At 65.5% G+C, this 20,314-nt stretch carries 19 protein-coding genes; 16 read left to right on the plus strand and 3 right to left on the minus strand.

Features of this window, described 5'->3' with window-relative positions:
* Positions 1-85: 85 nt before the first annotated feature.
* Both G9373_RS34930 and G9373_RS34935 read right to left on the minus strand, forming a co-directional pair.
* Positions 86-844, minus strand: a complete 759-nt coding sequence (locus G9373_RS34930) for a class II aldolase/adducin family protein (protein ID WP_167119434.1) — start codon at positions 842-844, stop codon at positions 86-88.
* Positions 845-897: 53 nt separating this feature from the next.
* Positions 898-2,163 (minus strand): amidohydrolase family protein, encoded by a 1,266-nt coding sequence (locus tag G9373_RS34935; RefSeq protein WP_167119437.1) that lies wholly within the window; start codon positions 2,161-2,163, stop codon positions 898-900.
* Between the two features lie 897 nt (positions 2,164-3,060).
* Here G9373_RS34935 and G9373_RS34940 point away from each other — a divergent pair.
* The 7 genes from G9373_RS34940 to G9373_RS34970 all read left to right on the plus strand — a co-directional run bounded on the left by G9373_RS34940 (position 3,061) and on the right by G9373_RS34970 (position 11,108).
* Positions 3,061-4,908 carry a 2-oxoacid:acceptor oxidoreductase subunit alpha gene (locus tag G9373_RS34940; RefSeq protein ID WP_167119440.1) on the plus strand — a complete coding sequence of 616 codons (1,848 nt, stop codon included), beginning with the start codon at positions 3,061-3,063 and terminating at the stop codon, positions 4,906-4,908.
* 52 nt (positions 4,909-4,960) lie between these two features.
* Positions 4,961-6,010 (plus strand): 2-oxoacid:ferredoxin oxidoreductase subunit beta, encoded by a 1,050-nt coding sequence (locus G9373_RS34945; protein ID WP_167119546.1) that lies wholly within the window; start codon positions 4,961-4,963, stop codon positions 6,008-6,010.
* 75 nt (positions 6,011-6,085) lie between these two features.
* Positions 6,086-6,946, plus strand: coding sequence for a 3-hydroxybutyryl-CoA dehydrogenase (locus G9373_RS34950; RefSeq protein WP_259465855.1), 861 nt, complete (start codon positions 6,086-6,088; stop codon positions 6,944-6,946).
* Positions 6,947-6,966: 20 nt separating this feature from the next.
* Positions 6,967-8,580 (plus strand): AMP-binding protein, encoded by a 1,614-nt coding sequence (locus tag G9373_RS34955; protein WP_167119443.1) that lies wholly within the window; start codon positions 6,967-6,969, stop codon positions 8,578-8,580.
* Positions 8,577-9,350, plus strand: coding sequence for an SDR family oxidoreductase (locus G9373_RS34960; protein WP_167119447.1), 774 nt, complete (start codon positions 8,577-8,579; stop codon positions 9,348-9,350). Before G9373_RS34955 ends, G9373_RS34960 begins: the two co-directional genes overlap by 4 nt.
* Positions 9,351-9,390: 40 nt before the next feature.
* Complete coding sequence (locus G9373_RS34965; protein WP_167119450.1) at positions 9,391-10,440, plus strand: LLM class flavin-dependent oxidoreductase; 1,050 nt, start codon at positions 9,391-9,393, stop codon at positions 10,438-10,440.
* 71 nt (positions 10,441-10,511) lie between these two features.
* Positions 10,512-11,108: a TetR/AcrR family transcriptional regulator gene (locus G9373_RS34970; RefSeq protein ID WP_167119453.1), complete on the plus strand. Its 597-nt coding sequence runs from the start codon at positions 10,512-10,514 to the stop codon at positions 11,106-11,108.
* A 25-nt stretch (positions 11,109-11,133) separates the two neighbouring features.
* Here G9373_RS34970 and G9373_RS34975 read toward each other — a convergent pair whose 3' ends face one another.
* Entirely contained in the window at positions 11,134-11,886 is a 753-nt protein-coding gene (locus G9373_RS34975) for an SDR family NAD(P)-dependent oxidoreductase (RefSeq protein ID WP_167119457.1), read from the minus strand.
* Positions 11,887-12,111: 225 nt separating this feature from the next.
* Here G9373_RS34975 and G9373_RS34980 point away from each other — a divergent pair, with 225 nt between their 5' ends.
* From G9373_RS34980 to G9373_RS35020, 9 genes are all read left to right on the plus strand, one after another.
* Positions 12,112-13,350, plus strand: coding sequence for a Rieske 2Fe-2S domain-containing protein (locus tag G9373_RS34980; protein WP_167119460.1), 1,239 nt, complete (start codon positions 12,112-12,114; stop codon positions 13,348-13,350).
* Positions 13,343-13,777, plus strand: a complete 435-nt coding sequence (locus G9373_RS34985) for a nuclear transport factor 2 family protein (protein ID WP_167119463.1) — start codon at positions 13,343-13,345, stop codon at positions 13,775-13,777. Before G9373_RS34980 ends, G9373_RS34985 begins: the two co-directional genes overlap by 8 nt.
* Positions 13,774-15,441, plus strand: a complete 1,668-nt coding sequence (locus G9373_RS34990; RefSeq protein WP_167119466.1) for an FAD-dependent oxidoreductase — start codon at positions 13,774-13,776, stop codon at positions 15,439-15,441. The genes G9373_RS34985 and G9373_RS34990 overlap by 4 nt, the downstream gene beginning before the upstream one ends.
* Entirely contained in the window at positions 15,438-15,788 is a 351-nt protein-coding gene (gene fdxA, locus G9373_RS34995; RefSeq protein WP_167119469.1) for a ferredoxin, read from the plus strand. Before G9373_RS34990 ends, fdxA begins: the two co-directional genes overlap by 4 nt.
* A 45-nt stretch (positions 15,789-15,833) precedes the next feature.
* Positions 15,834-16,544 (plus strand): PIG-L deacetylase family protein, encoded by a 711-nt coding sequence (locus tag G9373_RS35000; protein WP_167119472.1) that lies wholly within the window; start codon positions 15,834-15,836, stop codon positions 16,542-16,544.
* Complete coding sequence (locus tag G9373_RS35005) at positions 16,541-17,242, plus strand: 4-carboxy-4-hydroxy-2-oxoadipate aldolase/oxaloacetate decarboxylase (RefSeq protein ID WP_120661956.1); 702 nt, start codon at positions 16,541-16,543, stop codon at positions 17,240-17,242. The genes G9373_RS35000 and G9373_RS35005 overlap by 4 nt, the downstream gene beginning before the upstream one ends.
* Positions 17,243-17,355: 113 nt before the next feature.
* Entirely contained in the window at positions 17,356-18,186 is an 831-nt protein-coding gene (locus G9373_RS35010) for a fumarylacetoacetate hydrolase family protein (protein ID WP_167119475.1), read from the plus strand.
* 6 nt (positions 18,187-18,192) lie between these two features.
* Complete coding sequence (locus G9373_RS35015; RefSeq protein WP_167119478.1) at positions 18,193-19,131, plus strand: hypothetical protein; 939 nt, start codon at positions 18,193-18,195, stop codon at positions 19,129-19,131.
* Positions 19,132-19,162: 31 nt separating this feature from the next.
* Positions 19,163-20,314: an acyl-CoA dehydrogenase family protein gene (locus G9373_RS35020; RefSeq protein WP_120661961.1), complete on the plus strand. Its 1,152-nt coding sequence runs from the start codon at positions 19,163-19,165 to the stop codon at positions 20,312-20,314.

Consider the following 20,314-nt stretch of genomic DNA (forward strand, 5'->3'; position numbering starts at 1 on the left):
GCTCGAGGGGGTCTACGATCCCCGGTCAGGGTGATCATCGCCCTGGATGAAGGTACGTCAGTTGCCGAAAAGGGAATCGGGCAATTCATTCTGCGAGATCAGGCTGTTCTTGCATGATCCGCGCGAATATGGGCTGAAAATTGAACCATCCAGCGCTCTGATCGTAGAGTGCGGCTACCTCTCGAGCAGTCTCCGCGGGAATGGAGTCCGGTTGCCCGGCGGCTAGGGCGAGAAGCTGTGCCTGGCACGAGCGTTCGAGAGCGATGAACCACCACGCGGCCTCGTCGACCGTTGCTCCGACCGTCAGGATGCCATGATTCTTGAGGATCGCGGCGCGATTCGCACCCAAATTCGCCGCGAGGGAGCGACCTTCGCCGCCGTCCAGCACGACGCCGTTGTACTGCTCAAAGACGGAGTGCCTCTCGTAGAAGGCGCATGCATCCTGGGTGATCGGATCCAACTTTCGACCGAACGCGGACCACGTCTTTCCATGCAGAGAGTGGCTGTGCGCGACGCCTACGACATCAGGTCTGGCGTCGTGCACACTGGAATGTATCGTGATTGCTGCTGGATTGACGGGACCTGTGCCCTCGACCAAGTTTCCGTCCGCGTCGATTAGACATAGATCAGATGCGCGGATCTGGCTGAAGGACACTCCCCAGGGGTTGACCCAAAGGTGGTCGAGGTATTGCGGGTCGCGGGCGGTGATATGCCCGGTAACTCCGTCGTCGAGGCCGAACCTACTGAAAATCCTGAAGGCTGCGGCCAGGCGAATCTTCCTATGATTTCTCTCCTCATCGGGTGAAAAGAATGTGGGCGGAGTTGGCAGGTCAAGAGTATGCATTATCGGCTACTCCAGGGGAAGGTAATCGGCGTCGTAGATGGCCTTGATGAAGGCTAATATCGGGAAATGAGCGATGAATCGATTAGCGCCGAGGGGGGAAGTGGGTGTTGGTAGAGAGCACTCGCATTCCGGAAACAGAGCTTCTCGATCGTGTCGCGGGGTAGTGATTTCATGTCTCGACTGAAGAGTTCTTGCGAATCAGGCCACGAGGAGTCGGCATGCGGGTAGTCGGTCTCGACCATGACTTTCTCGGCGCCGATGATGTCGAGCATCCGGAATGCCGCTGGATCTTCTATCGACGTAAACCAAAAGTTTCGTCGCAGGATGTCGACTGGGTCCGGGTCTGACGTGCTCCATGTCTCCGAGCTGGCAGCCTGCCTGTACGAGCGCGTGAGTCGCTCGATGATCATCGGCACCCATGAGACGCCGGATTCGGACAGTACGATCTTCAGCTTCGGAAAACGCAGTGGGATCCGGGAGAAGATCCAATCAACCACTGCCTGTATGGAGTTCAACGGGAAGAGTGCGACTGTGACATCTGCAGGGGATGCCGCACTCGGTTGGCAGATCGATCCCGAGGACCCCACGTGCAAGTTGACTACGGTCTCGGTCTCTTCGCATGCGCGAAAGAAGGGGTCCCAGTACTCGGAGTAGAGAGAGGGGAGCCCCAATCCCTCGGGGTTCTCCGAGAATGTTACCGACTGGAATCCGCGTTCCTTGTTGTTCCTGATCTCCAGTGCGGCGACCTCAGGGTCAAGGAGCCACGGCAATTGGCATGAGATGAATCTATCGGGATACGCGCCGCACCATTCCTCGAGCATCCAGTCGTTGTAGGCCCGAACGGAGGCGAGACCGACGTCGCGATCATGCATTCCGCTCAACCGCTTGCCGGCAAATCCCCAGACGAAGGATGGAAAGTTGAGAGACGCGTATACCCCGTTGAGGTCCATATCTTTGACTCGCGAATGAACGTCCCAAACACCGGTCCGGAAGTCTTCGTACTTTTGAGGCGCTAGGCTCCATTCTTCGATGGGCCTTCCGACTGCTCCGCACATTGTGAGGCGCATGGGGATTCGGTCGTCATCAATGTGCCAATACGGGATGCCATCCTGGTCGGGGACAACTGCTGGTACAAGGTCGCGATACCGCGAACTTGTACGACTGGTGAAGATATCTGCGGGCTCGAGAACATGATCGTCCACTGAGATGAGAGGGCACCATAATTCCCGAGGGTCGGGGTCTGGTAGAAATGTCGGCTCTGACCGAACGAGCCCTCTTCCCTGACTTTCGACATCCGGGTTGTGGATATCAAGCGCCATTACTGACTCCATTCGGTCGACATATCGCTCGGAGATGCTTTGGACCAGTTTTCTCATTCGCTTGGGCAGTGCGGAGTGTGAACCCCATCACGTTGCCCTAACGATTGGAAGGTATACGACCGTTGCCAGGCTGTCAACGGATTCTGTTGTTCACGAGGGCATTCGGGTCGGCGGCAAACTTCGAGGCGCAGGGCGCACAGGGCGCGTGTGCGACCTGACTACCTGAATTTTCTGCAGCGCGGCCGGTGACGGGCCGCCCGGCATCGTGGTGACCCGGGTGGGGCGCGGGATGAGTGGCTGCGGGTCTTCTTCTGTCTCGGGGTGTCCGACGGGAACGCTGGCCCGGGGCGACGCGCCCGGGCGCCGCCAAGGTCGGCCGGAACCGGAACCATCCGGCGCGGGGGGTCATGTCGGCCTGGGGAGGTCTCATTCCGAACTGAAACCAGTCCGATTGCGTGGTGGTGAATCCAGCAATGCGACGGCATGTGATGCGTTCAAAATGTACACAGTCGTCGTAGGTACTTGTTCGTGATGGTGCCCCGTTGACGTGGGGCCTCAGGATCGGCGTTGGGGCATCCGGCCGTCTTGTCACTGAAATCTGCGCGATCAGGCAGTGGAAACCGATGGTGTCACCAATCGTGTCCTGGAGCCAAGGCGCGGCGTCCCATGCATGGCAGGGCGTCGCGTGGAGGTGTTGGTTTGTTGAACGGGTGAGAGGCGGCCGCTGCATCGGGAGGGGGCGTTTGCGCGAGTCGCGATACAAGGCTATTGACCTTCCGATCGGAAGGGTATAGATTTCGCACATCTGAGCTCGGTTCGGTGATCGGAACCTATGACCGAGATGGTTGCGCCGCACGGTGCATGGTTTGAACGCGTCAGCGAGGAGTGGTGACCCCTATGGACTGCAGTTCCGTCGGCACCAAGCAACTATCGAATGTGATCATCCGGTTTGCCGGAGACTCCGGCGACGGCATCCAGCTGACCGGTGACAGATTCACGGGGGAGACGGCCTTCTTCGGAAACGATCTGGCTACCCTGCGGGACTTCCCTGCCGAGATTCGGGCACCGTCGGGGACGCTCGCAGGCGTGTCGTCATTCCAGTTGCATTTCGCGGACCACGGCATCCATACGGCCGGGGATGCGCCGGATGTCCTGGTGGCGATGAATCCCGCGGCGCTGAAAGCTAATATCGGAGACCTCGAGGCCGGGGCTGAGATCATCGTCGACAGCGACCAGTTCAAGCGACGCACTCTGAAAAAGGTCGGATACGGCACCAACCCGCTCGAAGACGGCTCGTTGGAGAGCTATCGCGTGCATGCCATTCCGCTTTCCTCGATCACGGTGGAGGCGCTACGCGGGTTCCCGATCAGCAACAAGGATGCCGAACGAGCAAAGAACATGTTCGCGCTCGGCCTGCTCTGTTGGATGTACGACCGTCCTACCGACGCGACCGTCGAGTACTTGCGTCACAGGTTCGGTAAGCGCGCGGAGATCGCCGACGCCAACGTGGCCGCGTTCCAGGCGGGATACGCGTTCGGCGATACGACTGAGACGTTCGCGACTCGGTACGAGGTGCGTCCGGCCCATATGCCGGATGGTCTCTACCGCAACGTGTCTGGAAACCTTGCCCTCTGTTATGGGCTTCTCGCGGGAACTCAGAAGGCGGGTATCCCGTTGTTCCTCGGAGCCTATCCCATCACGCCGGCGTCCGACCTGCTGCATGAACTTGCTCGCCACCAGGCGCAGGGGGTGCGCACATTTCAGGCCGAGGACGAGATCGCGGGGATCGCGGCAGCGATCGGCGCCTCGTTCGGTGGACATCTGGGGGTGACCTCCACGAGCGGTCCCGGCATGTCCCTCAAGGCCGAGGCTCTCGGCCTGGCGATAGCGCTGGAACTGCCCCTCGTGGTGTGCAATGTTCAGAGGGCGGGCCCGTCGACTGGGATGCCGACGAAGACCGAGCAGGCGGACCTGCTGCAGGCGATGTTCGGCCGCAACGGCGAATCGCCCGTCCCGATTCTGGCTCCTCGCTCGCCGTCGGACTGCTTCGAGATCGCATTTGAGGCCGTCCGGATCGCGACGAAGTACCGAACGCCTGTGGTGCTGCTGTCGGATGCGCATCTGGCGAACGGCTCGGAGCCGTGGCGGTTGCCCGACCTGAACCATCTCCCCGACATCCAAGTTGGATTTGCTACGGAGCCGAACCAGGACGGCGAGTTCTGGCCGTATCTGAGGGACCCGGAGACGTTGGCGAGGCCGTGGACGGTGCCGGGCACGCCCGGCCTCGAGCACCGCATCGGCGGGCTGGAAAAGCTCGACGGCAAGGGAACCATCTCCTCGGACCCGGACAATCACGAGGCGATGGTCCGTGTTCGCGCAGCTAAGGTCGCGGGCGTCGCGGCGGATACACCAGCTCTCGAGGTTGATGACCCGGATGATTGTGCGGACCTCCTCGTACTCGGCTGGGGATCCACCTACGGTGCGACCTGCGCAGCGGTGCGCGCTGTTCGCGAACGCGGGGGGCAGGTGGCGCACGCTCACCTTCGTCATCTGAACCCCTTTCCCGCCAATACCGGCGACGTCCTGGGCCGGTACCGCACGGTGCTTGTTCCCGAACTCAATTCCGGTCAGTTACTGGTGCTGATCAAGGCTTCCTTCGAGGTCCACGCTATCGGATACAACCGCGTCCGCGGCCTGCCGTTCAGCTCGGCGGAACTCGCCGCGCAGATCGAGGAGCTGATCTGACATGCTCGAAAACCCTGTCATGTTCGACAACCCTGTCCAGTCGCCGACTCCGATGTCGGGCCTGGGTTTGGTTCCCGCCACCACCAGAACAATGACGTCCGAGGACTTCAAGACTGATCAGGAGGCGCGGTGGTGTCCCGGGTGCGGGGACTACGCGATTTTGGCGGCGGTTCAGGGTTTGCTGCCGGAGCTCGGGCTGGCCCGCGAGAACATGGTCTTCATCTCGGGGATCGGTTGCTCGTCGAGGTTCCCGTATTACCTCAATACCTACGGCATGCACTCCATTCACGGTCGCGCCCCGGCCATCGCGACGGGTCTGGCGATGTCGCGCCCGGATCTGTCCGTGTGGGTCGTCACCGGTGACGGCGATGCCCTGTCGATCGGTGGAAACCATTTGATTCACGCACTTCGGCGGAACGTGAATCTGAAGATCCTGTTGTTCAACAACCAGATCTACGGCCTGACCAAAGGTCAGTACTCGCCGACGAGCGAGGCGGGCAAGGTCACCAAGTCGACGCCGGTCGGATCGGTGGACCGGCCCCTCAACCCGATATCCCTGGCATTGGGAGCGGAGGCGACCTTCGTCGCGAGGACGATTGACTCCGACCGGGAACACCTGACCGGTGTTCTGCGGGCCGCCGCGCAGCACCGTGGAACGGCGCTGGTCGAGATCTTGCAGAACTGCAACATCTTCAACGACGGCGCCTTCGACCCGCTGAAGAATCCTGACAGTAGGGGTGAGACCACCGTCCGGCTGCAGCACGGCGAACCGATGGTCTTCGGGACAACGACCAGAAAAGGCGTGCGAGTCAGCCCGCGCGGCGGTCTCGAGATCGTGGCGCTCGATGACGTGGATTCCGATTCTCTGTTGGTTCACGATGTGCACCAACAGGATTCGTCGCTGGCCTTCATGCTCTCGCGTCTCGGCGACCGGCCCGGCGGTGTCACGCCGCTCGGGGTGTTCCGTGATGTGGCCCGTCCCGCCTACGACGATCTGGTCAACGAACAGATTGTCGAGGCAGGGGCCCACGGCCGCGCACCCGATCTGTCCACGGTCATCGCGGGAAACGACACGTGGTTGGTGGGTCCGCAGCACGACTAGGTCGCGGCCTGAAGGTCATTGTGATCGACCGTCGGGTGAATCAGATATCTGCAAGCACTAGCTAGGGAGCAAGAATTGATCATCGATCAGGTAGGCGTCGTCGGTGGCGGCCTCATGGGAACCGGCATCGCACGCGTCTGCGCGCTCGCCGGGGCCGACGTTGTGATCTGCGAGGCAGACTCCGACAAGGCAGCGGCGGCACGGGCACGGACCGAGAGCTCGCTCCGCCGTGCGGTGGCGGGCGGCAAGATCACCGACACCGACTGCACCGGGGCGCTGTCCCGGCTCCGCTTCACGGGCACGCTCGAGGAACTCGAGGACCGCGAGCTGGTCATCGAGGCCATCGTCGAGGACGAGACCGTGAAGCGCGAATTGTTTGCCGCGCTCGACAAGGTGGTGACCAGCCCCACCGCCATCCTCGCCTCCAACACGTCCTCCATCTCGATCACCAAGTTGGCGGCGGCGACCACGCGCCCCGAACGAGTTGTGGGCCTGCACTTCTTCAATCCGGTGCCCGCGCTGCGACTCGTCGAGCTCATCCCCACGCTGCACACGGAGGCGGCGACGATCGACCGTGTCGAGCGGTTTGCCACCGATGACCTAGAGAAGTTGGTGATCCGCTCCCAGGACCGGGCAGGATTCGTCGTGAACGCGCTGCTGACGCCGTATCTGCTCTCCGCCGTCCGGATGCTCGAGGCAGGCTTCGCCTCTGCCGCCGATATCGACCAGGGCATGGTGGAGGGCTGCGCCCACCCGATCGGGCCGCTGTCGCTCGCCGACTTCGTCGGCCTCGACATCCTGCTGGCAGCGTCGACCTCGATGTATGAGGAGTTCCGGGACCCGCAGTTCGCGCCGCCGCCGCTGCTCCTGCGCATGGTCGAGTCCGGGCTCCTCGGCGAAAAGACCGGACGCGGCTTCTTCACCTACGCGCAATGACCGGACCCGAAGGAACGCCCATGCCCGAGAACACCCCACCCCTGAGTGTGGCACCGAACGTGCGGTGGTCGCTGCCCGATGCGACCGACGCCGGTACCGCGGTCACGGTGGCCCCCAACCTGATGTGGTCTTTGCGCCGAGCGGCGGGGCTGCACGGCGCCTCGGTCTCGGTGGTCGACGGCGACGTCCGGCTCAGTTACCCCGAGCTGTTGTCCTGGTGCGATCGCCTGGCGTCGGGATTGGCGCGGCGCGGGGCGGGGCGGGGCGACCGGATCGCGATCCTCGGGGCCAACAGCGCGGCGTATCTGGCCGCCTATTTCGGGGTGCCGGCAGCAGGCTACGTCCTGGTCCCGCTCAATGCGCGGCTCGCGGATGCGGAACTGCTGAAGGTGGTGCAGGACTGCGAGCCGGCGATCCTGGTCGCGGACCCGGCGCATCAGGCCCGCGCGGAAGCGCTTGCCAGGTCCGCCGGAACCGGTGCGATCGGTTTCGAGGAACTGCTCGCGCACCCGGCCGACGAGGGCGTCGCGGACCGCGATCCGGAGCCGAGCTCGACCGATCTGGCAGCGATCTTCTATACCGGCGGCACGACCGGACGCGCCAAGGGTGCCATGCTCACCCACGGCAACCTCGCCGCGAACGCGCTGCACATGATCGCCGGGCTCGGTTACGCGGTCGACGACGTCTATCTGCACTGCTCGCCGATGTTCCACCTCGGCGACGGGATGTCGACCTACCCGATCACCTGGGCCGGGGGACGACATGTGGTGATTCCCCGTTTCGATCCGGAGTCCGTGGTGGGCGCCATCGAGACCGAACGGGTCACCTGCACATTCCTGGTACCGACCATGCTCACCCTGTTACTCGAGTACCTCGACCAGACGGACAGAGATCCCGACCTCTCATCGCTGCGCCTCGTGGTGCACGGGGGCGCGCCCATTTCGCCCGCCCTGCTCGACCGGGCCATCGCGCGGCTGGGCTGCTCCTTCACCCAGTCGTATGGAATGACCGAGGCAGGTCCGATTCTGAGCTTCCTGCCGAATGAAGACCGTCTGCTCGGCAGCGAGGTCCTTCGCTCCGCCGGCCGCCCCGTCGTGGGCGTCGAAGTGCGGGTCGTCCGGCCGGACGGCACCGACTGCGCGGCCGGTGAGATCGGCGAGATCGTGGGCCGCGGACCGAACTTCGCGATCGGCTACTGGCGGCAGCCCGAGGTCACCCGCCAACGGTTCCGGGATGGCTGGTACTGGTCGGGGGACCTGGCGTACCGCGACGAGAGCTTCTACCTCTACATCGTCGGCCGGGCCGGGGACGCCATCATCAGCGGCGGCGAGAACGTCTACGCCGCAGAGGTGGAGGCGGTGCTCGCCCAGCACGGCGACGTCGTCGAGGCCGCGGTGATCGCCGTTCCGTCACCGCAATGGGGTGAACAGGTACACGCCGCGGTGGTTCTGCGCCGAGGAGTGGCCACGACGGAGGCCGACCTCGACCGGCACTGCCGCGAGCTGATCGCCGGCTACAAGATTCCCCGCTCGTATGAATTCCACACCCAGCTGCCTCGCACCGGGCCCGGCAAGATCGACAAATTGGCTTTGCGTCGCCCGCACTGGGTAGCGCACGAAAGGGATGTGTCATGACCAGTTCGAACAAGGGGCAGGAGCGGGTCGCGCTCGTCACGGGTGCTTCCCGCGGAATCGGAGCCGCGTCCGCGTTGCGCCTTGCCGCACAGGGATACAGCGTCGCGGTGAATTTCACCAGGTCGAAGCCCGACGCCGAGGCGATCGTGAAGCAGATCGTTGCGAACGGCGGCAGAGCCGTCGCAATCCAGGCGGATGTCTCGGAGGAGGGTGCGGGGGAGGGTCTCGTCCGCGAAACCGATAGTCGGCTGGGCCCGCCGCTGGTGGTGGTCAACAACGCCGGGGTCCAACGTTCCCGGGCGATGATCAAACAGACCCCGGACGAGTTCGATCAGATGCTCGACACCAATGTCCGCGGCGCCTGGTCGGTCACCCGGGCCGCCCTGGCGCATATGTACGACGCCAATTGGGGGCGGGTGGTCTTCATCAGCTCGGTTCTGGGAGCCACCGGCGGCCCCGGCGACAGCGGCTATGGCGCCTCGAAGGCCGCGTTGTTGGCGATGTCGAAGAGCTTGGCGTTCGAGGTGTCGCGGCGCGACATCACCTCCAACGCGGTGCTACCGGGAACGATCCTCACGGACATCGTCAAAGACGTCGATCCGGACGTACTCGACGCCAACATCGCGGCGATTGCCGCGCGCCGTGGCGGAGAACCCGAGGAGGTTGCCGCCGTGGTCGGATTCCTCTGCTCGGAGGACGCCTCCTATGTCAGCGGTGCAGAGGTCGCGGTGCACGGCGGCGGATGGGTCACCCTACCCCCATCAAAATAAGCTGTGTGACAGTGGTATTCGAACAGCGGAGGTAAGCGCAATGCAATATGGACTCGGACTGTATACCGGGCAGGTGCCGCCGGGTGAGGAACTCAGCTTCCATGATGAGTACGCCCGGATCATCGAGCAGGCGAGGTTGGCCGAAGAAGTCGGCCTCGACTCGATCTGGCTGAGCGAACACCACGGGGCGGCCGACGGCTACCTGCCCTCGCTGCTGCCGATCGCGTCGGCGATCCTCGCCTCCACGACCCGACTGACGGTGGGGACCGCGGTCCTGCTTGCCCCCTTCCACAACCCGCTTCGGTTGGCCGAGGACGTCGCGGTCCTCGACCAGCTGTCGGGGGGCCGCTTCATTCTCGGCATGGGAACGGGATGGCGGCGCAGCGAGTTCCGGGCCTTCGGCGCCGATATGTCCACCCGCGGGAAGGCGCTGGAGGAGACCGCCCAGATCCTCCGGCGCGCCTGGCAGGGGGAGCGATTCGGATTCGACGGTCGGGTGCACCGGGTCGACAACGCTGTTGTCAGGCCGCAGCCCTTCACACCCGGTGGTCCGCCGATCTGGCTCGGCGGCACCGGACCCCGGGCACTGGCGCGCGCCGGGCGCCTGGGCGACGGCTACTTCGGAGTCTGCGCACCGTACGACTCCGCCATGTCGACCTTCTCCACGGTGCTCGATTCGGCGCCGGACGAGAAGCGCACGTCCTTCTCCTTCGGCCAGCTCCGGTCGGGCTTCATCGCCGACGATCCGGAACTCGGCTGGAAGCTCGCCGGGAAAGGGATGACCTACACCCAGGACGTGCATGCCCGGTGGGCCGCCGAGGAAGCCGGCAACCCGGTCGAGCCCGACGCGAACCTCTCGTCCGAGGATGCCGTGCGCCGATACAACCTCATCGGCACCCCGGACGAGGTGACCGCGGCCCTGCGGCCCTACGAACAGAGATTCGCCGGCCGAACCGACTCCCACCTCTGCTTCCGCCTCTACCATCCCTACATGCCACACGACACCGTGCTCGAGGCCATCCAGACGTTCGGTAGGGTAATAGTGCCCGCTCTGCGTACCCAGGCGGGTCAGGGTCCGCGGCTGGATTGATCGCGGGGCCACGCCGACCCACCGGAGGGAAGCCCATGCCACCCAAGCGCTCCGCCGAGCGGCATGCCGAGGTGCTCGACGCCGCGATCGAGCTGATCCGCCAGAAGGGCATCGACGGCACCAGCCTGCAGGACATTGCCGATGCGGTCGGGATCAAAAAGGGCAGCCTGAACACCTACTTCTCCTCCAAGGAGGAGCTGGTCGAGCTGATCCAGGCGCGGTTCACCGACGTGGCGGAGCAGGAGCTCGCCAAGATCGCGGAGCGCAGCGAACTCACGCCGGACCAGCGGCTTCGCGAGCTGCTCTACTTCCATGCCGAGCACTGCACCCTGCGGGTGTCGTCCCCGGTGCTGGTCGGCTTCATGCAGCTGTGGACCTCGCCATCCTCGCCGGACGGTCGTCATCAGCCCGCGGTGGTGCGTGAGTATCAGCGAACCTTCGAAGATGTTGTGGCCCAGTGCTCACGCAAGCGCATCTTCCGTAAGGTCGATCCGGAGCTGGTGGTGAACGGGCTCATGGGCAGCATGAGCTGGTGCGCATTCTGGTACCACGAGGACCAGCACGGACCGCTGCGCCCGCTGGTCGACAAGATCATCGACATGGCCTTCGATGGACTACGCACTCGACCGCGGGCTTCCGGCGGAGCGAAGGAGCGGGCGGCGAACTGACGCCCGCTCCTTCCCGCACTGCCTGTCAGCGCTTGGACAGGCGGGCCCCGGCGTCGAGGCGGATGACCTCTCCGTTGAGCATTTCGTTGGCGACGATCGCGCACGCCAGCTCGGCGAATTCTGCCGGCTTGCCCAGGCGCGGCGGGTAGGCGACCGACGAGGTCAGTTGATCCTGCAACGCCGCGGGCAGGTCCGTGGTCAGCGTGGTCTCGAACGCTCCGGGTGCGATTGTGGCGCACCGGATTCCGTACTGTGCGAGTTCCCTCGCCGCCGGCAGTGTCATGCCGATGACACCTGATTTGGACGCGGCGTAGGCCAGCTGACCCTGTTGCCCCTCGTATGCGGCGATGCTCGCGGTGGTGACGATCACGCCACTCTCACCGCCATCGGGACATTCGTTCATGCTCATTCGCCATGCCGCCGCGCGCAGGACGTGGAACGTGCCGAGTAGGTTCACCTCGATCACAGCTGCGAACCGAGCGGGATCGACCGGTCCGTCCTTGCCGATCAGGCGGAATCCGCCGGCGATACCGGCGCAGTGCACGACGATGTCCACCCGACCGAAGGTCGATACCGCTGTGTCGAACGCGGAGTCGACCTCGGCGGCCGAGCTGACGTTCGCGGCGAGTGGTAGCCACGTCGAGCTCGGCGCGCCCGGTGGCGCCGTCAGATCGAGCGCCGCAACCCGAGCGCCACGCTGCGAGAGCATCTGCGCGGTGGCGTGGCCCAACCCTGCACCGGCGCCGGTGACCACGGCTACTGCTCCGGAAATCTGCATTGCTACCTCCTGTGTGAATGGACCCGCATCCGCGGGGTGTGGTGCGAGACACGACTGGATGTCGATGTGATCCGGGTCTTGATTTCCGCCCCGAAGGCGCGTTACCCTTCCAATCGACAGGATAACAGCTCAGCCCGTTGGTTGAAGGTCGCTCTACCTGAAAGAGCGTGACCCCGTGGCTGATTCAGCACGCCGGATGGCGGCGTGGACGAGTGGAGGACCCGCATGCTGTCGCATGAAGACAATGAACTCCTGACTCGAGTTGAGGGGTCCGCGCCGATGGGCGCGTACCTCCGCGAGTACTGGACGCCCGCGGTCCGCTCGGAGCGGATGGTCGCCGACGGCGCTCCCGTGAAGGTTCGGCTGTTCGGGGAGAACTTCGTGGCCTTCCGCGCCACGGACGGAACGGTGGGGTTCCTGGACGAGGCGTGTCCGCACCGAGGGGCCTCGCTGGCACTGGCCCGCAACGAGGACTGCGCCCTGCGGTGCATCTATCACGGCTGGAAGATCGACGTCTCGGGCGCGGTCGTGGAGGTGCCGTCCGAGCCCGCGGAGCGACTGGCGGACATGGCCGACAAGATTGCGATCGGCAAGTACCCCTCGAGGGAGGCCGGCGGGGTGCTCTGGGTGTATCTCGGATCGCACGACGATCCGCCGCCCTTCCCCCGGTTCCCGTTCGCCGACCTGCCAGCCGACCACGTCCGAGCCCTGGCCGCGGAGACGAATTGCAACTGGCTGCAGGCGGTCGAGGGCACGCTGGACTCCTCGCACGTGTCGATTCTTCACCAGTCATGGTTGGGTCAGAGCAGCGGCAGCCTGGGGGAGACGGCGGAAGACTCGGCGCCGCGCTACGAATCCGATGAGACCGGCTACGGCATCCGCTTCGCCGCCATCCGGCACGCGGGCGCGGACCGGATGCACGTGCGGGTGACCGAATTCGTCATGCCGTGGACGGCGTACATCCCAACCGGAGACGAGGACCGGATCGCGATCATCGGGACACCCATCGACGACGAGCACTCGCGGCAGTGGTTCATCCGATGGAACGATGACCATCCGCTCACCGAGGACACCGATACCCACTTCTGGTACCACGACCTGACGGTGGCGCCCGACGACTTCGCCGCCCTGACGCGAGGCAAGGACAACTGGGGTCAAGACCGGGCTCTCATGTCCGAGGGACACTTCTCCGGATTCAAAAATCTCATCCTCGAAGACGTCGCGATTCAGGAGAGCCAGGGCCCGATCGTCGACCGATCCCGGGAGAAGCTGGGCACCAGTGACATCGCGGTCGTGAAAACCCGTCGGCTGCTCCTGAATTCCGTTCGCTCCCACCAACAGCGCGGGGACGTCTTCGGGCAGGAGGATCCGCTCGCCCGGCCCGGATCGGCCGGGGTCGCGATGACCCTCGAGCCGACTGACGACTGGCGCGCCGCCGCCTCAACCGAGGCCCGATATGTCTGACCCGACAGGCACCAAGTTCGCCGATTGGCAAGCGATCCGCGAACTGACCGCGACCTACAACCGGTGCTTCGACAGGTCCGACGCTGCCGGTTGGGCCGGAACATTCCTGGAGTCGGGCAGGTTGGAGGTCATCGACCAGGACGTCACCTACACCGGGCGTGATCAGTTGTCGGAGTTCTGTCGGTCCAGAGGTTGGGGCATCCTGCACATGACCCTCGATCCCGAGGTGACCGTCGACGGCGATCACGCCGCGCAGCGCTGCAACCTGCTGATGTTCCGCAGGTACGAGGGCCACGAAGGGCCGACACTCCTCGCGACCGGCCGCTATTCGGACACCCTGGTGCGCACCCCCGAGGGATGGCGCTTCGACCTCCGGGCGGTCCAGTTGGACACCCGCCTCGGGGCCCGCGAGGAGGTGTCTCCATGAGCACCGACCCGCACAGCACCATAGGCTGCACGATCGACGACTCGGTCGAAACAGCGGCCGACGTCGTGGTGTTCGGTTCCGGCGCAGCAGGGCTGGCAGCCGCGGTGACGGCCGCCGCGGCCGGCTGCACGGTACAACTATTCGAGAAGGCCGCGGCGGTCGGCGGCACCACCGCGAAATCCGGCGGCGTCTACTGGGTTCCCGACAACCACCTGATGCGTGAGCGCGGCATCGATGACCCGCAGGCCCGGGCCGTGGCCTACATGGCGCGAGTGAGCGCCCCCGACCGGTACTCGACCGAGGACCCCCTGCTCGGGCTGACCGCCTGGGAGCACGACCTCCTCACGGGCTACTACGGGCTCGCTTCCGAGGCCGTGCAATTCCTGGACGACATCGGTGCACTCCGCTCGACAATCGAGATGGCTCTACGCTTCCCCGACTATCACATGAACCTGCCCGAGCAAGGGGGCGTGTACGGCCGTGCGCTGTGTCCCGCGGATGAGCAGAACCGCCCGGGCAACGGTGGCGATCTCATTGCGCAACTGACGGCCGCCGCGACACGCTCGGGGGTCCGGATCACGACCCGCCACGCGTTCACGGATCTGGTGATCGAGGACGGACGGGTCGCCGGTGCGGTGGTCCGCGACCTCGAGAACGGGCCGCAATTCCGTGTCCGGGCGCGGCTCGGTGTGGTGCTCGCCGTCGGCGGATTCACCCACCACCCAGAGCACAGATCGAGGCACCTGCCCGCGCGAGTGTGGGGCGGCTGCGCCGCCGGGGGCAACACGGGCGATGCTCTGCACCCCCTGGCGGCCCTCGACATTCCCCTCCACAACATGGACTGCGCCTGGTGGGACCAGGTCGCCATCGAACACACCCTCGCCGGCACAACAGAAACCCGCGCGGGGATGTGGGTGGCCCCGGGCGATTCGTCGCTGATCGTGGATCTCGCCGGGCGCCGGGTCGTCAACGAGAAGCTCTTCTACAGCGACCGGGCCAAGGTCCACATCGGCCCGGGCTCGCCCGAGTTGTTGGTGCTGCTCTTCGACGAGCGGACACAGCAGTTGTTTTCGATGGAGCAGTTCGCCTACCCACTGGCGCTGCCCGGCGAATCGACCACCCACCTTGTGTCGGGCGAGAGCTGGGAGCAGCTGTCGGCGAACCTCGACGTGCGGCTGCGGTCGCTGCGTGCAGCCACCGGCGGTGCACGGCTGAGCGGCGATTTCGGGTCGAACCTGGCCGCCACCATCACCCGGTTCAACCTGTCGGCGAGCGCCGGGGTCGACGCCGAGCACGGCCGCGGCACCGAGCCGATCGAGGTGTTCTTCACCGGTGAGCCGCGTGCGGGAGGCGGCCCGAACCCAGTGATGGCGCCGCTCAGCGCCGACGGGCCGTTCCACGCCGTCCTGGTCGGGCTCGGGACCCTCGACACCAAAGGCGGCCCGCGCACCACAGTCGACGGCCAGGTGCTCGGGGTGGGCGGCGTCCCGGTCGACGGACTCTACGCCGCGGGAAATTGCGCCGCATCGCCATCGAATGACGGCTATTGGGCGGCCGGCGCGACCATCGGCCCCGCCCTGGCGTTCGGCTACGGCGCCGGCCGGCACCTCGCCGCCCGGCGCAATACCGACAACAACGTGCCAGCGCAGGGAGTTACCTCGTGACCTTCATCATCGGTGCCCCGTGCGTGGACGTCATGGACCGGTCCTGCCTGCAGGAATGTCCAGTCGACTGCATCTACGAGGGCGAACGCAAGCTGTACATCAACCCCGCCGAATGCATCGACTGCGGTGCCTGCGAACCGGCCTGCCCGGTGGAGGCGATCGCCTCCGAACGGGACAAGGACGAGGACTTCGAACCCTTCATCGCCGACGCGGTCGAGTTCTTTCAGACCGTCCTACCCGGCCGCGAACAACCCATCGGCTCACCGGGCGGCGCCCGGCACATCGGACCCGTCGCCGCGGACAGCAGTTACGTGCGCGCGATGCCCACCACCGGATCCACCCCGTAACTGCGACACGAATCCGCAGCCATCCAACAAGCAAGGAGAGACAAGATGACCAGAGTGACAGTTGTCAGCGCGCACGGCATGGACTGGGTGTGGCGCACCGGCGGGACAATCCTCAAGTACGTCAAGGCCGGGGCGGATGTGACCGTCGTCTGCCTGTCGATGGGGGAGCGCGGCGAGTCCGCCTCGGCCTGGGCCGAGCCCGGCCAGACGGCCGAGCGGGTGCGAGCGGTCCGCCTGGGTGAGGCCGAAAAGGCCGCCGCGGTCGCCGGCGTGGAACTGCGGACCTATGACTGGGGCGACTACCCGATGGTCATCGACGACGAACGCCGCCTCGAGATGGTCCGGCTGCTCCGCGAGCTCCGGCCCGATGTGGTGCTCACGCACGGTCGCAGGGACCCCAACAACCCGGACCATGTCGCGACGGCGAAGGTGGTGGAGGACGCGGCGATCTGGGCCCGCGCACACGGACGCCTGCCGGAGCTCCCCCGTTTCGTTGTCGGCCAGATCCACGGCTATGAACCGGAATTCCCCGAGTTCTGCGATTTCAAGCCGGACACCTACATCGACATCAGCGACGTCGCCGACCAGAAGCTGGAGATGATGCGCTGCTCGCAGGTGCAGGAGTTCATGATCGACGTCTACGAGCAGCGGGCCCGCTACCGGGCGATCATGGCCGGGCTGCTGCTGGGCCGGCAGGTCACTCACGCGGAGGCATTCGAAAGCTTCCTGCCCGCGGCCGGGGACCTGTTCCGATGACCAACCATCTGATCAGCCCGTCCATTCTCGACCACGTGGACCGGCGCGCGGGCCCGCTCTCGGCGGAGTTCGCCGAGCTCGGCGTCGCGACCGTCCACGAGTCGCAGGGGCGCAGCGGGCTCATGGATCCGGCGATCAAGCCACTGGTGGAGGGGTCCCGCGTCGCCGGCCCCGCCGTCACGTGCCTGAACCAGCCCGGTGACAACCTGATGCTGTTGGCCGCCTTGGACCTGTGCCACGAGGGGGACGTGCTGGTCGTCGCCAACCTGGCGCCGTCGACGGCCGGGATGGTCGGCGAGATCATCGCCAGCATCCTCATTGCTCGCGGTGCCGCCGGGCTCGTCGTGGACGCCGGAATTCGCGATGTCCGCGAGCTGCGCCGACTCCCGCTGCCGGTGTGGGCGAAAACGATCTCTGCCACCGGCACCACCAAGGGCGGACCGGGCTGGGTGAACACGCCGGTCGTCGCCGGCGGCACATCCGTGCGGCCCGGCGATGTGGTCGTCGCCGACGACGACGGCGTCGTGGTCGTTCCTCTCGAATCGGCCGAAGAGGTCCTCGACCGTGGCCGCGCCAGGGTCGAACGCGAGGCGGTGCTGCTCGAGGACATCGCCGCCGGCCGATGGCCGGGTCTCTCACCCGAGTTACGGGATCAGCTGCGCACACTCGGCGTCCACCGGGTGCCCGGGCCGCAGTAGATCGTTTCTGTTCGTTCGTCCCAACCGAAAGGGTCTCCATGCGTCTGTGTTCCTTCCTGTCCGAAGGACTTCCCCACGTCGGCGTTGTCGACGTTGATGATTCGGTCATCGACGTGACCAGGTTGGCGGAACTGCGCAGCGATGACCTGCCGCGCACGATGGCCGGCTGGGTCGAACTCGGCATCGACGGGATCGACATGCTCGGACAGATCTGCGCGCAGGACGGAGCGGACCATGTCGCCGGCGATGTCGGCGCGCTCACACTGGTCGCCCCGATGGGCCGCCTTCCCCGAAATGTCATCTGCGTCGGAGTCAACTACCGCGAGCACATCGAGGAGTCGGAGCGTGCCGTCGGCGAGATCGACGTGCCCGACGCGCCGGTGTATTTCACCAAGGACGTCCGCAGCGTCTGCGGTCCCTTCGACGCCATCGCCTGGGACGAGCGGGTGAGCACGCAGCTGGACTGGGAGGTCGAGTTGGCGGTGATCATCGGGCGTCGCGGGCGCAACATCTCGCCTGCGAATGCTCTCGAGCATGTCTTCGGGTACGCGGTGCTCAATGACGTCAGCGCCCGGGATGTGCAGCTCTCCAGGAACCAATGGTGGAAGGGCAAGAGCATCGAAGGGTCGTCACCGTTCGGACCGTTCATCGTCACCCGCGACGAGATCCCCGATCCCCAAGATCTCGAACTGAGGTGCTGTGTCGACGGCGTCGAAAAGCAACGGTCCCGAACCAACCTGATGATTCACGACGTCGCCACGCTGATCTCGGACCTGAGTGGAACCCTCACCCTCGAGCCCGGGGACGTCATCAGTACCGGAACGCCCGCCGGGGTCGGGCTGGCCAGGGTTCCCCAGGAGTGGCTGCGCCCCGGATCCGTTCTCCAGAGCGAGATCACAGGTCTGGGTCGACAGCACAACCGCGTCATCGACATTGGAGCATGAACACAAATGGCAACTCTTGTAGGCGTTTTCGGGACCTCCCACAGCCCCGCGCTGATCGCACCGGTCTCCGACTGGCCCGCGCTCGAGCCCAACATCCCGCGCCCGTCTCTGGATCATCTGGTCGGCAACGTACGCGACTACTGGGACGAGCACCAGGCGCGCTTCGACAGCGCGACACAGCAACTACGCGCCTCGATCCTGGCCGCCGAGCCGGACGTGCTCGTGATCGTCGGCAGCGATCAGGGCGAGAACTTCGGACCGCGGTCCGCACCGGTGTTCGAGATGTTCCTCGCCGACCACCTCGACGCCAGCGCCGCCAACCGGCGAGACGAGGGACCCGACCAGTTCCGGGTGTCCATGCCGATCGCCCGCGACCTCGGCCTGGGGATTCTGAAGCACCTGTGTGACAACGGGTTCGATGTTGCACACACATCGGAGACCTCGGACGACTACGGCATCGGCCACGCGGTCACGTGGCCGATGCGGTTCCTCGACCTCGCCGAATCCGGACTTGCACTGCTGCCCATCGTAACCAACGTGTGGAACCCGCCCAATGTGCCGAGCGTGCGCCGGTGCGTGGCATTCGGCCAGGCGCTGCGCGCGGCGATCAACGCCGACCCGTCGCCGGTGAGGGTCGCGGTGCTGGCCTCGGGCGGCCTGAGCCACCTGGTGCTGGACGAGGAATTGGACTCACGGGTGCTGGCTGCCATGCAATCGAGCGACCTCGAGGCCTGGCACGAGATCGAGGACGACGAACTACGCCTGGCCCACGACAAACACGGCCTGCCGCTGCGCCTCAACGGGACGGCGGAGATCACCGACTGGATCATCGCCGACGCCTGCGCCCAGGCCCCGTCGGAGATCATCGACTACGTGCCGGCCTATCGCACCGAATCCGGCTACGGCGTCGGCATGTGCTTCGCCCGATGGGTCCTGACGCCCTGATTCACACCCCCTCAACGCATCTGGAGAACTCATGTATGCCGCACTTCCCGACGAGTACGTCGAACTACAGCAGACCGTCAGACGATTCGCGCAGACGGTGGTGAAGCCGCGCGCGATCGAGATCGACCGCCAGAACGACTACCCGGACGACATCTTCAAGGCCCTGCTCACGGCGGACCTGCTCGGACTGGCGACACCGGAAGAATTCGGCGGCTCCGGCGCAGGAACACTGGGCCTCACGATCGCCATCGAGGAGGTCGCGAAATACTCCAACACCGTCGCGCTGATGCTGCTGCTCACCCGACTGCCCGCCCTGCCCATCCTCATCGGCGGGTCCGAGGAGCAGAAGGACACCTACGTTCGCGACATCGCCAGCGGCGCCCGGCGCGCCTCGTTCGGCCTGTCCGAGCCGCAGGCAGGATCGGACCTGAAGGGTATGCGGACCCGCGCGGTCCGTGACGGCGCGGACTGGGTGATCACCGGTTCCAAGTGCTGGATGTCCGGACTGAAGCAGGCGGATTTCTACACCGTCTTCGCGCGCACCGGTAAGGACGGCTTCAGCTGCTTCCTCATCGACCGCACCCTCCCCGGCGTGTCGGTGGCCCGCGTCGACGACAAGCTGGGTGTGCGCGGGGTGAACACCGGGGAGCTGCGCCTCGACGGCGTCCGGGTGCCCGAATCGGCGCTGGTCGGGGAGCCCGACCAGGCGTTCAAACTGGCCATGTTGTCCCTGAATTCGATGCGGCCGATCGTCGCGGCGCGCGGCCTCGGGCTGGCGGAGGGCGCGCTGATGTACGCCGTCGACTACATGCGCACACGCGAGGCGTTCGGGGCCCCGTTGACCAGCCAGCAGGGACTCGGCTGGATGGTCGCCGAGCACGCCGCGGAGATCGAGGCGGCCCGCCTGCTGACCTACCGCGCGGCCAGCATGGTCGACGAGGGCTCCTTCGACAAGGCCGCGGTGCCCCTGCTGTCGATGGCGAAGCTGATGGCGACGGAAACCGCGGTCAAGGTCTCCGGCACCGCGGTCCAACTGCTCGGCGCCGCCGGATACACGAAGGACCATCCGGTGGAGATGTATTACCGCGATGCCAAGCAGCTGACCATCGTCGAGGGAACCAGCCAGATCCAGAAGAATCTCCTCGCCCAGGCGGTCTTCGACCGAACCCTGTGGTGGGACTAA

Source organism: Rhodococcus sp. A14 (assembly GCF_011603105.1).
Taxonomy (GTDB): Bacteria; Actinomycetota; Actinomycetes; order Mycobacteriales; family Mycobacteriaceae; genus Rhodococcus_F; species Rhodococcus_F opacus.